The organism is Enterobacter sp. Res13-Sevr-PEC09-46 (assembly GCF_015672585.1).
GTDB classification, from domain to species: Bacteria; Pseudomonadota; Gammaproteobacteria; order Enterobacterales; family Enterobacteriaceae; genus Enterobacter; species Enterobacter hormaechei_C.
Map to the genome: position 1 here is coordinate 470,223 of NZ_JADABR010000017.1, position 14,803 is coordinate 485,025.

The window sequence follows — 14,803 nt, forward strand, 5'->3', positions numbered from 1 at the left end:
AGAGAAAATCATGAGTACACTAACCTGTTTTAAAGCCTACGATATTCGCGGCAAGCTGGGCGAAGAGCTGAACGAAGACATTGCGTGGCGCATCGGCCGCGCGTACGGCGAATACCTGAAACCACAAACTATCGTGCTGGGCGGCGACGTGCGTCTGACCAGCGAATCCCTGAAGCTGGCGCTGGCGAAAGGGCTACAGGACGCGGGCGTCGATGTGCTGGACATTGGCCTTTCCGGTACCGAAGAGATCTATTTTGCCACATTCCACCTGGGCGTGGACGGCGGTATAGAAGTGACGGCCAGCCATAACCCGATGGACTACAACGGCATGAAGCTGGTGCGCAAGGGCGCGCGTCCTATCAGCGGCGACACCGGCCTGCGCGACGTGCAACGTCTGGCCGAGGCCAACGACTTCCCGTCGGTGAACGAAGCGAAGCGCGGCAGCTATAAGCAGATCAACCTGCAAAAAGAGTACATCGACCACCTGCTGGGCTACATCAACGTGGCGAACCTCAAACCGCTGAAGCTGGTGATTAACTCCGGCAACGGCGCGGCAGGCCCGGTTGTAGACGCACTTGAAGCCCGCTTTAAGGCGCTGAACGTGCCGGTGACCTTCGTCAAAGTGCACAACACGCCAGACGGCAACTTCCCGAACGGTATTCCTAACCCGCTGCTGCCGGAGTGCCGCGACGATACCCGCAACGCGGTGATTGAGCACGGCGCCGATATGGGTATCGCCTTTGACGGCGACTTCGACCGCTGCTTCCTGTTCGACGAGAATGGGCAGTTTATCGAAGGCTACTACATCGTTGGCCTGCTGGCGGAAGCGTTCCTCGAGAAAAACCCGGGGGCGAAAATCATTCACGATCCGCGTCTTTCCTGGAACACCGTCGACGTGGTGAAGGCCGCGGGCGGCGAGCCGGTGATGTCGAAAACCGGCCACGCGTTTATCAAAGAGCGTATGCGTGAGGAAGACGCCATCTACGGCGGCGAGATGAGCGCCCACCACTATTTCCGTGATTTTGCCTACTGCGACAGCGGGATGATCCCGTGGCTGCTGGTGACCGAGCTGCTGTGCCTGAAAGGGCAGAGCCTTGGCGAACTGGTGCGCGACCGCATGGCGGCGTTCCCGGCGAGCGGGGAGATCAACAGCAAACTGGCACAGCCCGCTGAGGCCATTGCCCGCGTGGAACAGCACTTTGCCATTCATGCGCTGGAGATTGACCGTACCGACGGCATCAGCATGGCGTTCCCGCAGTGGCGCTTCAACCTGCGCTCTTCCAACACCGAGCCGGTGGTGCGCCTGAACGTTGAGTCCCGGGCTGATGTGCCACTCATGGAAGAAAAAACAGAGGAAATTCTTGCGCTGCTAAGAAAGTGATTGTTAAAGCCTGCATTTTTGGCGGTTTAAATGTACCAGGATTATGCAATCGGTGTGACATAGGTCAGCAAACGCTATTCTTATCATCCGATCCTGAGTTAACATCAGATACACATTTCAAGCCGCGCACTAGTCGCGGCGACCACACCTGACAGGAGTATGTAATGTCCAAGCAACAGATCGGCGTTGTCGGTATGGCAGTGATGGGGCGCAACCTGGCGCTCAACATCGAAAGCCGTGGTTATACCGTCTCCGTTTTCAACCGCTCCCGTGATAAGACCGAAGAAGTCATCGCTGAGAATCCAGGCAAAAAACTGGTTCCTTTCTATACGGTTAAAGAGTTCGTTGAGTCTCTGGAAACACCTCGTCGTATCCTGTTAATGGTGAAAGCGGGCGCAGGTACCGATGCAGCTATCGATTCACTGAAACCGTATCTGGATAAAGGCGACATCATTATCGATGGCGGCAACACCTTCTTCCACGACACCATTCGTCGTAACCGTGAACTGTCTGCTGAAGGCTTCAACTTTATTGGAACCGGCGTATCCGGCGGTGAAGAGGGTGCTCTGAAAGGTCCATCCATCATGCCTGGCGGTCAGAAAGAAGCGTATGAACTGGTTGCGCCAATTCTGACCAAAATCGCTGCGGTTGCGGAAGACGGTGAGCCGTGCGTAACCTATATCGGTCCTGATGGCGCTGGTCATTACGTGAAAATGGTTCACAACGGTATTGAATATGGCGACATGCAGCTGATTGCTGAAGCCTACTCTCTGCTGAAAGGCGGCCTGAACCTCTCCAACGAGGAGCTCGCAGAGACCTTCACCGAGTGGAACAAAGGCGAGCTGAACAGCTACCTGATCGACATCACCAAAGATATCTTCACCAAGAAAGATGAAGAGGGTAAATATCTGGTTGATGTGATTCTGGATGAAGCTGCGAACAAAGGTACCGGTAAATGGACCAGCCAGAGCTCTCTGGATCTGGGTGAGCCTCTGTCTCTGATCACCGAATCCGTCTTCGCACGTTATATCTCTTCTCTGAAAGAACAGCGCGTTGCAGCATCTAAAGTGCTGTCTGGCCCGCAGGCCAAACCCGCTGGTGATAAAGCGGAATTCGTTGAGAAAGTCCGTCGCGCGCTGTATCTGGGTAAAATCGTCTCTTACGCGCAGGGCTTCTCTCAGCTGCGCGCGGCATCTGACGAGAACAACTGGGATCTGAACTACGGTGAAATTGCGAAGATCTTCCGTGCCGGCTGTATCATTCGCGCTCAGTTCCTGCAAAAAATCACCGATGCCTATGCTGAAAACGCGGGTATCGCAAACCTTCTGCTGGCACCTTATTTCAAACAAATTGCTGACGAATATCAGCAGGCGCTGCGTGATGTTGTTGCGTACGCCGTGCAGAATGGTATCCCGGTTCCGACCTTCTCCGCTGCGGTGGCATACTACGACAGCTATCGTTCTGCCGTTCTGCCAGCTAACCTGATTCAGGCACAGCGTGACTACTTCGGTGCGCATACCTATAAGCGTACGGATAAAGAAGGTGTGTTCCACACTGAATGGCTGGATTAATATACGGTTAGCCATGCCATCAAGCCCGGTAGCGATACCGGGCTTTTTTATCTTGCCCGATCCACCTACTGTTTAATGGAATTGATTGCGTGAAAATTCTAGTTACTGGCGGTGCCGGTTTTATCGGTTCCGCGGTTATCCGACATATTATTAGCAATACTCGGGATAGCGTTGTTAACGTTGATAAATTGACCTATGCCGGTAATCTGGAATCCTTGCGTGAAGTAAGCGATAGCGAACGCTATGTTTTTGAGCATGCCGATATATGTGATAAAGAGGCAATGGCGCGTATTTTTGCTACCCATCAGCCTGATGCGGTAATGCACCTGGCTGCCGAGAGCCATGTCGACCGTTCTATCACCGGTCCCGCTGCGTTTATTGAAACCAATATTGTTGGCACGTATATCCTGTTAGAAACAAGTCGTGCTTACTGGTCTTCACTGGATGAGGCAGCAAAATCTACTTTCCGTTTCCATCATATTTCAACTGATGAGGTTTACGGCGATCTGCCTCATCCCGATGAACATTATGACTCCACCCCGTTACCGCTGTTTACCGAGAAAACAGCGTACCAGCCAAGTAGCCCTTACTCAGCGTCAAAAGCGTCCAGCGACCATTTAGTTCGTGCCTGGATACGCACCTATGGTTTACCCGGGATTGTGACGAATTGTTCGAATAATTATGGCCCATACCACTTTCCTGAAAAGCTGATCCCTCTTGTTATCCTTAATGCGCTGGATAATAAACCATTGCCGATTTACGGAAAGGGCGATCAGATCCGTGACTGGTTATACGTTGAAGATCATGCGCGTGCACTGTATACGGTTCTGACCAGGGGGAAGCCGGGCGAAACCTATAATATTGGCGGCCATAACGAGAAGAAAAATATTGAAGTCGTTCAGACCATTTGTGATCTGCTCGATGACATGGTACCGAAAGAAACATCCTATCGCGCACAAATTACTTATGTCGCGGACCGACCAGGTCACGACAGACGTTATGCAATTGATGCTCATAAAATTAGCGACGAGCTCGGATGGACTCCCCTGGAAACCTTTGAAAGCGGCATCCGTAAAACGGTTGAATGGTATTTGAATAACCAGGAATGGGTATCGAATGTGAAAAGCGGTGCCTATAAGAGCTGGATTGAGCAGAATTATGGGGAGCGTAAGTAAATGACGAAACGTAAAGGGATTATATTAGCTGGCGGATCGGGTACACGTCTTTATCCCGTGACAATGGCCGTAAGTAAGCAATTGTTGCCAATTTACGATAAGCCAATGATCTATTATCCGCTCTCTACGCTTATGCTGGCAGGTATACGGGATATTCTGATTATCAGCACGCCTCAGGACACTCCCCGTTTTGAACAACTGCTCGGGAATGGTAGCCAGTGGGGATTGCATATCCAGTACAAAGTGCAACCAAGTCCTGATGGACTGGCACAAGCTTTTATTCTGGGTGAAGAGTTTATCGGTGAGGATAATTGTGCGCTGGTATTAGGCGATAATATTTTCTATGGGCACGATCTCCCCAGACTGCTTGAAGGCGCAGCAAGCCAGCAAGAGGGGGCGACCGTATTTGCCTATCATGTCAGCGACCCGGAACGCTATGGCGTCGTTGAGTTTGATAAAGACGGTACTGCAATTGGCCTTGAGGAGAAGCCTCAGCAACCCAAGAGTAATTACGCAATAACCGGTCTTTATTTTTACGACAACGATGTGATTGAGATGGCCAAAAGTTTAACGCCGTCTGAGCGAGGTGAACTCGAAATTACCGACATCAACCGCATCTATATGCAGCAGGGACGATTGTCTGTCGCGATGATGAGACGCGGTTATGCCTGGCTTGATACCGGAACGCATCAGAGTATGATCGAAGCCAGCAATTTTATCGCCACAATTGAAGAGCGACAGGGGCTAAAAGTTTCATGTCCTGAAGAGATTGCGTTCCGACGAGGTTTTATTGATGCCGAACAACTTCGGGTACTCGCTGAACCGTTGAAAAAGACCGGGTATGGTCAGTATCTGCTGAATCTGACCAAGGGATTAGTCTGATTTGACGAAGTAAGCAGTTTTCCTCTGCTTACTGTCGAGTGCCCTTTAACGTCTTATTGTTGCTGTAAAACAGGTACTTTGCTTATTGCAACGACAGGTCTTTTTGTTGAGCAAAAACATTTTTCAAAAATCCTGAAACCTTGACAGTGAATGAGTATTAGCGCTAAAAAACTCCTAGTTAATCATTGTGGTGGCCACTATAGGGCTATCAAAAACTCAAACGTGTAGAAGTCAAACAAATGAAAATAACTATCTCCGGAACAGGCTATGTTGGTCTCTCAAACGGTATTCTGATTGCACAAAACCATGAAGTGGTTGCGCTGGATATCGTGCAGGCAAAAGTGGACCTGCTTAACCAGAAGAAGTCCCCGATCGTCGATAAAGAGATTGAAGAATACCTCGCGACCAAACCGCTGAACTTCCGCGCTACCACGGACAAAGAAGATGCTTACCGCGATGCGGATTTCGTCATCATCGCCACGCCAACCGACTACGATCCTAAAACCAACTACTTCAATACCTCTACCGTTGAAGCGGTGATTAAAGACGTTACGGCAATCAACCCGAACGCAGTGATGATCATCAAGTCGACAATTCCAGTGGGTTTCACCAAATCGATTAAAGAAGAGTTGGGTATTGATAATGTCTTCTTCTCGCCGGAATTTCTCCGCGAGGGCAGGGCGTTATACGATAACCTGCACCCATCCCGTATCGTGATTGGCGAGCGTTCCGAGCGTGCGGAGCGTTTTGCTGCACTGCTTCAGGAAGGCGCAATCAAAAAAGACATTCCGGTGCTGTTCACCGATTCCACAGAAGCTGAGGCCATTAAGCTTTTCGCCAATACCTATCTGGCGATGCGTGTGGCTTACTTCAACGAACTTGACAGCTATGCCGAAAGCTTAGGTCTGAACACCCGTCAGATCATCGAGGGCGTGTGTCTTGACCCGCGTATCGGTAACCATTACAACAATCCGTCCTTCGGTTACGGTGGTTACTGCCTGCCAAAAGACACCAAGCAGCTGCTGGCAAACTATCAGGCAGTGCCGAACAACCTGATTTCCGCCATTGTGGATGCCAACCGCACGCGTAAGGACTTCATCTCAGATTCCATTCTGGCGCGTCAGCCGAAAGTGGTGGGTGTATATCGTCTGATCATGAAGAGCGGTTCCGATAACTTCCGCGCTTCTTCCATTCAGGGGATCATGAAGCGTATTAAGGCGAAGGGCGTTCAGGTGATTATTTATGAACCGGCCATGCAGGAAGACGAGTTCTTCCATTCGCGTGTGATCCGCGATCTGGATGCATTCAAAAAAGAAGCGGACGTAATTATCTCCAACCGTATGGCCGAAGAGCTGGCGGACGTGAAAGATAAAGTCTATACCCGCGATTTGTTCGGCAGCGACTGATTAATATCGTGATATAAAAAAACCCGGCGCTCTGCCGGGTTTTTTGTTTTTAAACGTTATAGAAGTTGCGGTACCAGTCGACGAAGTTTTTCACGCCTTCTTTGACTGAGGTTTGTGGTTTAAACCCAATAACGTCATATAGCGCTTTGGTGTCCGCACTGGTCTCCAGCACGTCACCCGGCTGGATCGGCATCATATTTTTTACCGCTTCCTTGCCCAGCGCCTCTTCAAGTGCGGTAATGTAATCCATCAGTTCGACAGGTGAACTGTTACCGATGTTATACACGCGATACGGGGCAGAACTGGTTGCTGGCGAACCGGTTTCGACTGTCCAGTCGGTATCGGCCTGAGGAATGACGTCTTGTAGGCGAATAATCGCCTCCGCAATATCATCAATATAGGTGAAGTCGCGCTTCATCTTGCCGTAGTTGTATACGTCGATGCTGTTGCCTTCAATCATGGCTTTGGTGAATTTAAACAGCGCCATGTCCGGGCGTCCCCACGGGCCATAGACGGTAAAGAAGCGCAGGCCAGTGGTCGGCAGGTTATACAGATGCGAATAGGTATGCGACATCAGCTCATTGGCTTTTTTGGTTGCGGCATACAGGGATACCGGATGGTCTACGGAGTCGTCAGTAGAAAACGGCATCTTACGGTTGAGGCCGTAAACAGAACTTGATGACGCATACAGGAGATGCTGAACCTTGTTGTGGCGACAGCCTTCCAGCACGTTCAGGTGACCTACCAGGTTAGCATCTGCGTAGGCATGCGGGTTTTCCAGCGAGTAACGCACGCCCGCCTGGGCGGCAAGATGGATCACGCGGTCAAATTTTTCATTGGCGAAGAGCGCGGCCATGCCCTCGCGGTCCGCTAAGTCCAGCTTGTGGAAGGTGAAACTCTCGGATTTGAGCAGTTCGAGGCGAGCGAGCTTGAGGTTAGGATCATAGTAATCATTCAGATTATCAAGCCCAACAACTTCATGCCCTGCATCAAGCAGGCGCTTGCTGACATGAGAACCGATAAAGCCCGCCGCGCCCGTTACCAGAAATTTCATAGCTTCCCTCATTCACAGTGTTCTTGTTGATGTCCCAGGACATCAGAATCCAACTATGATAGCGCGTCGCACTTCACTTACATAACCCATCTTTCCGATATAACTCATCGGATTCTTATAGAAAAATCGCCAGCAACAGATACACTATGGAAACAAGATTGTTTTTGCCCTTTTTCATCTGTTAGGGATTGTATGACGCACAACAACGACAACCTGGTCACACGCAACAATGACCCGGAGCAAATTGATTTACTGGATTTAGTGCTACAGCTGTGGCGTGGTAAGTGGGTAATAGGAGCATTCGTTGCTGCTTTTATCGTTCTCGCCGTTATTTATATTACTGTAGCCAAAGAGAAATGGACGTCATCTGCTATCATAGCCCAGCCTGATGCGGCACAGATCGCCACCTATTCCAATGCTTTGAATATCCTCTATGGCGGCGCAGCTCCTGCGATGTTGGACATTCAAACTCGTGCCATTGGACGTTTCAATTCATCTTTCTCAGCATTAGCACAAGCGCTTGATAATCAAGAAGAGCCTGAGAAACTGACGATTGAACCGACTGTTAAAGGGCAGGGATTACCCTTAACGGTGACCTATCAGGGCGAATCGGCTGAAGCGGCACAAAAACAGCTTGCTCAGTACATCCAGCAGGTCGACGAACAAACCGCTAAAGAACTGACGCTTGACCTCAGAGACAACCTCAAGCAACAGATCACAACCCTAAACGACTCTCTTCTGAACCAGGAGAAAGTGGCACAGGAGCAAAAAGATCTGCGTATCAAGCAAATTTCTGAGGCGCTTAAGAACGCGGAAGCAGCGAAAATTAGCACACCGCAGCTCCAGCAAACACAGGATGTCACTCAGGAAACCATGTTCCTGCTGGGCACTGTAGCGCTCAAATCAATGGTTGATAATGAGGCCTCCCGTCCGCTGGTCTTCCCTGGCTCTTATTATCAGACCAAAAAGAACTTACTGGACATTGAGAACCTCAACGTTAACCCAGACACGTTACATGTCTATCGTTACGTAATGAAACCAGATCTGCCAATCAAGCGTGACAGCCCTAAAAAGGCCCTCACCCTCATCCTTGCCGTTCTTCTCGGCGGGATCATCGGTTCTGCTGTCGTCCTTGGCCGTAACGCGCTGAGAAACTACAAGCCACGCGCCTGATTTACACACAAAAAAAGACCGGGTCTCCCCGGTCTTTTTTTATTTATGTCGTTTCCGCAAATTCTCAATCACCGTCGTTAAATCCAGCTTCTGATCCTGAAGCAGCACCAGCAGGTGATACATCAAATCCGACGCTTCGTTCGTCAGCTCCTCACGGTCATGCACGGTGGCCGCCAGCGCCGTTTCAACGCCTTCCTCACCCACCTTCTGCGCAATACGCTTGGTGCCGCTGGCGTACAGCTTCGCCGTGTACGAGCTCTCGGGATCCGCTGATTTACGCTCTGCCAGCAGCTGTTCCAGCTGATAGAGGAACAGCCACTGGTGGCTCGCCTCGCCGAAGCAGCTGCTGGTGCCTTTGTGACAGGTCGGCCCGATCGGGTTGACCAGCACCAGCAGAGTGTCGTTATCGCAGTCTGGCGTAATGCTGACCACATTCAGGAAGTGACCCGAGGTTTCCCCTTTCGTCCACAGGCGCTGTTTGGTGCGCGAGAAAAACGTCACCTTGCCGCTGTCGATCGTTTTTACCAGTGCCTCCTGGTTCATGTATCCCAACATCAGCACTTCGCCTGAAACGGCATGCTGTACAACCACCGGCAGTAATCCGTCAGTTTTTTCCCAGTCCAGCTGCGCCTGTTGTTGCTCTGTTAACATACCCTGATCTCCACGCCCTGGTCGGCCAGGTACGTTTTTAACTCACCAATATTGATAATCTGTTTGTGGAACACGGAAGCGGCCAGCGCGCCGTCTACGTTCGCATCGCGGAAGGCTTCCAGGAAGTGTTCCATGGTGCCCGCGCCGCCGGAGGCAATCAGCGGAACCTGGCAGACCGCGCGCACTTTTTTCAGCTGCTCGAGGTCGTAACCGTTGCGTACGCCGTCCTGGTTCATCATGTTCAGCACGATCTCACCCGCGCCGCGTTTTTGTACTTCCTGCACCCAGTCCAGCGTTTCCCATTGGGTGACGCGCGTGCGGCTTTCATCGCCGGTGTACTGGTTAACGTGATATTTGCCCGTCGCGGTATCAAACCAGGTGTCGATCCCCACGACAATGCACTGCACGCCAAAGCGGTCCGCCAGACGCGTAATCAGCTCCGGGTCGGCGAGCGCAGGGGAGTTAATGGAAATTTTGTCCGCACCGAAAGAGAGAATTTTCGCCGCATCGTCAGCAGATTTAATCCCGCCCGCCACGCAGAAGGGAATATCAATCACCTCTGCCACGCGCGCCACCCAGCTTTTGTCCACCACGCGGCCATCGCTGGAGGCGGTGATATCGTAAAATACAAGTTCGTCTGCGCCTTCTTCGGCATAGCGTTTAGCCAGGGGAACGATGTCGCCAATGATCTCGTGGTTGCGGAACTGCACGCCTTTTACAACCTGACCATCACGCACGTCCAGGCAGGGAATTATCCGTTTTGCCAGCATTGAATCGCCTCCTTCACCGTAAATTTGCCTTCAAGCAGCGCGCGACCCACGATCACGCCACGTACACCGGTTCCGCGCAGAGCGGCGATATCCGCCAGGTCGCCGATACCGCCAGAGGACTGAAACGCCACCTGCGGATAACGGGCGCAAACCTCTTCATACAGCGAGACGTTAGAGCCTGCGAGCGTACCATCGCGTGAAATATCCGTGCACAGGACGTGCTTCAGCCCTACGGGGAGATACATCCCGACCAGCTCTTCCAGCGTTACGCCGGAGTTTTCCTGCCAGCCGCTGACCGCGACCTGCTTGTTACCCTGCGCGTCAATGCGCACATCCAGCGCCAGCACCAGCGCATCCGCACCGAAGCGGCGGAACCAGCCCTTGACACTCTCAGGATCTTTCACAGCGGTCGAACCGACTACCACGCGAGCCACGCCGGCGTCCAGTAAGGCGGCAACATCGGCTTCCGTACGCACGCCACCGCCCACCTGCACCGGGACGTCCACGCCAGCCACCAGTGTTTTAAGCAGCGGGATCTGGCGTTTGGCCGGATCTTTCGCGCCGGTCAGATCGACCAGGTGCAACACCTCAGCGCCCTCCGCTGCGTAAGCCTGTAACCGCGGCAGCGGATCGTTGCCGTAGTCGCGCTGCTGCCCGTAATCGCCCTGGTGGAGACGAACAACCGTGCCGTCAATTAAATCTAAAGCGGGAATTATCATCACATCTCCAGGAAATTTTTCAGCAGTTGCGCACCGGCGGCGCCGGAGCGTTCCGGGTGAAACTGCACGCCGTAAAAGTTATCTTTCTGCACGGCGGCGGTGAACGCCTCGCCGTAATTGCACTGGGCGATGGTGTAGGCATTCACGGGCATGGCGTAGCTGTGGACGAAATAGAAGTACGCGCCGTCTTCAATACCCTGGAACAGCCTGTTGCCCGCCTTCGGATAAACGCGGTTCCAGCCCATGTGCGGCAGCGGCAGGCCGTGGTCGGTCATTTTCGGCACGTCTTCTTCAATAATGCCCAGCAGATCAACGCCGTTGCTCTCTTCGCTGCGGCGGCCAAGCAGCTGCATGCCGAGGCAAATGCCCAGCACCGGCTGAGTACAGGCTTTGATGAGATCTACCAGCTCGCGCTCATGGATCTGATCCATCGCCGCCTGGGCGGTGCCAACGCCCGGCAGAAAGAGTTTATCCGCACGCAGCACCACGTCAGGGTCGCGGCTCACCACCGGCTCGTAGCCGTGGCGCATAATCGCCGACTGTACGGAGTTCAGATTGGCGCATCCGGTGTCCAGAATCACCACGTTCATTACAGCACTCCTTTCGACGAGGGCAGGGCGTCACCTTCCACGCGGATCGCCTGGCGCAGGGTACGGCCAAAGGCTTTGAACAGGCTCTCGACGCGATGGTGATCGTTTTTGCCTTTGGTTTTCAGGTGCAGCGTCAGGCCCATGGTGTAAGAAAGCGAGCGGAAGAAGTGTTCCACCATCTCGGTGCTGAGATCGCCCACCCGCTGGTAGGTAAAGTCGGCTTTGTATTCCAGGTGCGGACGCCCGGAGATATCCATCGCGCAGCGCGCCAGGCACTCGTCCATCGGCAGAACAAAGCCGAAGCGGTTGATACCGCGCTTGTCGCCGAGCGCCAGCTTCAGGGCTTCGCCCAGCGCCAGGCCGGTATCTTCCACGGTGTGGTGATCGTCGATATACAGGTCGCCCTTCACCGCGATTTCCATGCGGAAGCCGCCGTGCGTGGCGATTTGATCCAGCATGTGGTCAAAGAAACCGACGCCGGTGTGGATCTTGCTGCCGCCTTCGCGGTCCAGCCAGACCTTCACGTCGATCTGCGTCTCTTTGGTGTTGCGTTCAACGTGGGAATAGCGGTCGCGTCGGGTGAGCTGCTCGCCAATCATCGCCCAGTTTAGCGTGTCGCGGTTATAGCGCAGACCCGCAATGCCCATGTTGTCCGCCAGCGTGATATCCGTGACGCGATCGCCGATCACATAGCTGTTGGCTTTATCCAGCGCCTCTTCCGCCAGATAACGTTCAACAAGCTTCACTTTTGGCTTGCGGCAGTCGCACTCGTCGGCAGGCATATGCGGGCAGATCAGCACTTCGTCGAAGGCGATGCCCTGCGAGGTCAGCACCTGCATCATCAGGTTGTGCGGGCCGTCAAAGTCTACCTGCGGGAAGCTGTCGGTGCCCAGACCGTCCTGGTTGGTGATCATCACCAGCTTATAGCCTGCTTTCTGAAGCTTCAGCAGCACCGGGATCACGTCGGGTTCAAACGCCAGCTTGTCGAAACGATCGACCTGAAAATCGCTGGGTGGCTCCGAGATGATGGTGCCGTCACGATCGATAAAGAGATACTTCTGACTCATACTTTCTCCGCTTTCAGGGCGTCAATCACGCGCTGGCTCTCTGCACGGGTGCCGACGGTAATACGCAGGCAGCCGCTCAGGGTAGGTTGTTTATTCTGGTCTCGTAAGATAATGCCCTGATCCCACAACGATTTAAATATCGCGCTTGAGGCGGTGAAGCGCACCAGGATGTAGTTGGTTTCCGAGTCGAACACCTGCTCCACGCACGGAATCGTTTTAAGGGCATCAACAAGATACTGACGCTCTTCCAGGATCAGCGCCACACGCTCGCGCATCGCGCTGATGCCCTGCGGAGCCAGCGCCTGTGCCGCAATATCGGCAACCGGCGTCGAGAGCGGATACGGGGCAATCACTTTCAGCAGCAGGTCGATAACCGCTTTATTCGCCAGCGTAAATCCACAGCGAAGGCCGGCGAGGGCGAAGGCTTTGGAAAGGGTACGCAGCACAACGAGATGCGGATACTCCTCAAGCCAGCCTGCCAGCGTCGCCTGCGGGCAGAACTCAATATAGGCTTCATCAGCGACGACCAGGGCCTTGCCGCGCGTCATCTCCAGCAGGGTGCGGATATCCTGCGGATGAATAATCTGCCCGGTGGGGTTGTTCGGGCTACAGACAAACACCACCTTCACGCCGTCGAGGTTATCGGCGATGCCCTGCAAATCCAGCTGCCAGTTGTCGAGCGCCTGCACGTTGCGGCAGGCCACGGCAAAGGTTTCGGCGCTCACGCTGTACATCCCGTAGGTGGGCTGGCAGTAGATCACCGCGTCTTTACCCGGCTCACAGAAGGCGCGGATCAGCAGCTCAATCCCTTCATCAGCCCCACGGCTGACCAGCACCTGCTCAGGCTTCACGCCTGCATACTGCGCATAGTTCTCGATCACCGCTTTCGGCTGACACTCCGGGTAGCGGTTCAGCGTCTGCTGCGAAAGCTCAAAGGCCACCGCCGTGGGATATTCGTTGGCATTCAGCCAGACGTCGCCGTTGCCGCCCAGACGACGCGCAGACTGATAGGGCGTCAGGCGACGGACATTTTCGCGGGCTAATTCTTCGATGTTCATGCTTGCTCCTTCAGGGCGGCAACGCGCAGCGTCACGGCATTTTTGTGGGCAGTCAGGCGCTCGGCGGCGGCCAGGGTTTCAATGGTCGACGCCAGCGAGGCAAATCCCTCGCGGGAGAGTTCCTGCACGGTCATGCGCTTCTGGAAATCCGCCAGCCCCAGGCTGGAGCAGGTTGAGGTATAGCCATACGTAGGCAGCACGTGGTTGGTGCCGGAGGCGTAATCCCCGGCGGATTCCGGTGACCAGTCCCCGAGGAACACCGAGCCTGCGCTGGTTATGCTGTCGACCAGTTCGCGCGCGTTGCGGGTCTGAATAATCAGGTGCTCAGGACCGTACTGGTTGGAGATGGCGATGCACTGGTCAAGATCGCGGGCCACAATCAGGCGGCTGGCGGATAGCGCCTGACGCGCCGTTTCCGCACGCGGCAGGTCAGCCAGCTGACGCTCAACGGCGTCGCCCACGCGTTTTGCCATGTCGGCATCTGGCGTCAGTAAAATCACCTGCGAGTCAGGGCCGTGCTCGGCCTGCGAGAGCAGGTCAGAGGCCACGAAATCCGGTGTAGCGCCGCTGTCGGCAATCACCAGCACTTCAGACGGACCGGCAGGCATATCAATCGCCGCGCCGTCCAGACGCTGGCTGACCTGGCGCTTCGCTTCGGTCACGTAGGCATTGCCCGGGCCAAAGATTTTGTCGACCTTCGGAATGGATCCCGTCCCGAACGCCAGGGCGGAAATCGCCTGCGCACCGCCCACTTTATAGATCGCCTGCACGCCGCACAGCTTCGCCGCATACAGGATCTCGTCGGCGATCGGTGGCGGAGAGCAGAGCACCACCTTCTGACAACCGGCAATACGTGCCGGGGTGGCCAGCATCAGGACGGTCGAAAACAGCGGGGCAGAGCCGCCGGGAATATAGAGGCCAACGGACGCCACCGGGCGTGTCACCTGCTGGCAGCGTACGCCGGGCAGGGTTTCCACATCCACCGCCTGCAATTTCTGCGCGGTGTGGAAGGTATCAATATTTTTCACCGCGACGGCCATCGCCTGTTTGATGTCATCACCCAGACGATTGCTGGCATCAATGATTTCCTGCTCGGTAACCTGTAACGCGTCGACCTCAGTTTTATCAAACTTCGCGCTGTACTCGCGCAGCGCGTCGTCCCCGCGGGCTTTGACGTTATCAAGGATCTCCGCCACAGTGCGGGTGATGCTCTCCGAGGCGGAAATTGCCGGGCGCATCAGCAGCTCGCGCTGTTGCGCGTCGCTACAGGTATTCCAGTCGATGATTGTGTTAAAGCTCATGGTCG

Annotated in this window: 14 protein-coding genes; 6 read left to right on the plus strand and 8 right to left on the minus strand. The window is 54.1% G+C overall.

Features of this window, described 5'->3' with window-relative positions:
• Window positions 1–10 precede the first annotated feature (10 nt).
• The 5 genes from cpsG (at window position 11) to ugd (ending at window position 6,415) form a co-directional block, all read left to right on the plus strand.
• Complete coding sequence (gene cpsG / locus IMQ56_RS11475) at window positions 11–1,381, plus strand: colanic acid biosynthesis phosphomannomutase CpsG (RefSeq protein ID WP_100160496.1); 1,371 nt, start codon at window positions 11–13, stop codon at window positions 1,379–1,381.
• A gap of 164 nt (window positions 1,382–1,545) precedes the next feature.
• Window positions 1,546–2,952 carry an NADP-dependent phosphogluconate dehydrogenase gene (gene gndA, locus IMQ56_RS11480; protein ID WP_047716650.1) on the plus strand — a complete coding sequence of 469 codons (1,407 nt, stop codon included), beginning with the start codon at window positions 1,546–1,548 and terminating at the stop codon, window positions 2,950–2,952.
• Between the two features lie 89 nt (window positions 2,953–3,041).
• Window positions 3,042–4,127 carry a dTDP-glucose 4,6-dehydratase gene (gene rfbB / locus IMQ56_RS11485; protein ID WP_023303972.1) on the plus strand — a complete coding sequence of 362 codons (1,086 nt, stop codon included), beginning with the start codon at window positions 3,042–3,044 and terminating at the stop codon, window positions 4,125–4,127.
• Window positions 4,128–5,009, plus strand: coding sequence for a glucose-1-phosphate thymidylyltransferase RfbA (gene rfbA, locus IMQ56_RS11490; protein WP_017693099.1), 882 nt, complete (start codon window positions 4,128–4,130; stop codon window positions 5,007–5,009). It abuts the gene before it with no gap.
• A 239-nt stretch (window positions 5,010–5,248) separates the two neighbouring features.
• Window positions 5,249–6,415, plus strand: a complete 1,167-nt coding sequence (gene ugd, locus IMQ56_RS11495) for a UDP-glucose 6-dehydrogenase (protein ID WP_017693100.1) — start codon at window positions 5,249–5,251, stop codon at window positions 6,413–6,415.
• Between the two features lie 49 nt (window positions 6,416–6,464).
• Here the strand turns inward: ugd and IMQ56_RS11500 are convergent, their stop codons facing one another.
• Window positions 6,465–7,469 (minus strand): NAD-dependent epimerase, encoded by a 1,005-nt coding sequence (locus IMQ56_RS11500; protein WP_033487306.1) that lies wholly within the window; start codon window positions 7,467–7,469, stop codon window positions 6,465–6,467.
• A 192-nt stretch (window positions 7,470–7,661) separates the two neighbouring features.
• Between IMQ56_RS11500 and wzzB the strand changes: the two genes are divergently transcribed.
• Entirely contained in the window at window positions 7,662–8,642 is a 981-nt protein-coding gene (gene wzzB, locus IMQ56_RS11505; protein WP_165730024.1) for an LPS O-antigen chain length determinant protein WzzB, read from the plus strand.
• 39 nt (window positions 8,643–8,681) lie between these two features.
• On the opposite strand, the gene hisIE is transcribed toward wzzB, so the two are convergent.
• The 7 genes from hisIE to hisD are packed head-to-tail and all read right to left on the minus strand — an operon-like array spanning window position 8,682 to window position 14,798.
• Window positions 8,682–9,293, minus strand: coding sequence for a bifunctional phosphoribosyl-AMP cyclohydrolase/phosphoribosyl-ATP diphosphatase HisIE (hisIE, locus tag IMQ56_RS11510; RefSeq protein WP_047716646.1), 612 nt, complete (start codon window positions 9,291–9,293; stop codon window positions 8,682–8,684).
• Complete coding sequence (gene hisF / locus IMQ56_RS11515) at window positions 9,287–10,063, minus strand: imidazole glycerol phosphate synthase subunit HisF (protein WP_003859481.1); 777 nt, start codon at window positions 10,061–10,063, stop codon at window positions 9,287–9,289. Before hisF ends, hisIE begins: the two co-directional genes overlap by 7 nt.
• Window positions 10,045–10,782 (minus strand): 1-(5-phosphoribosyl)-5-[(5-phosphoribosylamino)methylideneamino]imidazole-4-carboxamide isomerase, encoded by a 738-nt coding sequence (hisA, locus tag IMQ56_RS11520; protein WP_015572395.1) that lies wholly within the window; start codon window positions 10,780–10,782, stop codon window positions 10,045–10,047. The genes hisF and hisA overlap by 19 nt, the downstream gene beginning before the upstream one ends.
• Entirely contained in the window at window positions 10,782–11,372 is a 591-nt protein-coding gene (gene hisH / locus IMQ56_RS11525) for an imidazole glycerol phosphate synthase subunit HisH (protein ID WP_015572396.1), read from the minus strand. Before hisH ends, hisA begins: the two co-directional genes overlap by 1 nt.
• Window positions 11,372–12,439: a bifunctional histidinol-phosphatase/imidazoleglycerol-phosphate dehydratase HisB gene (gene hisB, locus IMQ56_RS11530; protein ID WP_062938710.1), complete on the minus strand. Its 1,068-nt coding sequence runs from the start codon at window positions 12,437–12,439 to the stop codon at window positions 11,372–11,374. The genes hisH and hisB overlap by 1 nt, the downstream gene beginning before the upstream one ends.
• Entirely contained in the window at window positions 12,436–13,497 is a 1,062-nt protein-coding gene (gene hisC, locus IMQ56_RS11535) for a histidinol-phosphate transaminase (RefSeq protein WP_196063830.1), read from the minus strand. Before hisC ends, hisB begins: the two co-directional genes overlap by 4 nt.
• Window positions 13,494–14,798 (minus strand): histidinol dehydrogenase, encoded by a 1,305-nt coding sequence (gene hisD / locus IMQ56_RS11540; RefSeq protein WP_017693108.1) that lies wholly within the window; start codon window positions 14,796–14,798, stop codon window positions 13,494–13,496. The genes hisC and hisD overlap by 4 nt, the downstream gene beginning before the upstream one ends.
• Window positions 14,799–14,803: the final 5 nt, after the last annotated feature.

Excerpts from the sequence above, each read along its gene's own strand:
- cpsG (WP_100160496.1), top strand. The coding sequence starts at position 11 with ATGAGTACACTAACCTGTTTTAAAGCCTACGATATTCGCGGCAAGCTG.
- gndA (WP_047716650.1), top strand. The coding sequence starts at position 1,546 with ATGTCCAAGCAACAGATCGGCGTTGTCGGTATGGCAGTGATGGGGCGC.
- rfbA (WP_017693099.1), top strand. The coding sequence starts at position 4,128 with ATGACGAAACGTAAAGGGATTATATTAGCTGGCGGATCGGGTACACGT.
- ugd (WP_017693100.1), top strand. The coding sequence starts at position 5,249 with ATGAAAATAACTATCTCCGGAACAGGCTATGTTGGTCTCTCAAACGGT.
- IMQ56_RS11500 (WP_033487306.1), bottom strand. The coding sequence starts at position 7,469 with ATGAAATTTCTGGTAACGGGCGCGGCGGGCTTTATCGGTTCTCATGTC.
- wzzB (WP_165730024.1), top strand. The coding sequence starts at position 7,662 with ATGACGCACAACAACGACAACCTGGTCACACGCAACAATGACCCGGAG.
- hisIE (WP_047716646.1), bottom strand. The coding sequence starts at position 9,293 with ATGTTAACAGAGCAACAACAGGCGCAGCTGGACTGGGAAAAAACTGAC.
- hisF (WP_003859481.1), bottom strand. The coding sequence starts at position 10,063 with ATGCTGGCAAAACGGATAATTCCCTGCCTGGACGTGCGTGATGGTCAG.
- hisA (WP_015572395.1), bottom strand. The coding sequence starts at position 10,782 with ATGATAATTCCCGCTTTAGATTTAATTGACGGCACGGTTGTTCGTCTC.
- hisH (WP_015572396.1), bottom strand. The coding sequence starts at position 11,372 with ATGAACGTGGTGATTCTGGACACCGGATGCGCCAATCTGAACTCCGTA.
- hisB (WP_062938710.1), bottom strand. The coding sequence starts at position 12,439 with ATGAGTCAGAAGTATCTCTTTATCGATCGTGACGGCACCATCATCTCG.
- hisC (WP_196063830.1), bottom strand. The coding sequence starts at position 13,497 with ATGAACATCGAAGAATTAGCCCGCGAAAATGTCCGTCGCCTGACGCCC.
- hisD (WP_017693108.1), bottom strand. The coding sequence starts at position 14,798 with ATGAGCTTTAACACAATCATCGACTGGAATACCTGTAGCGACGCGCAA.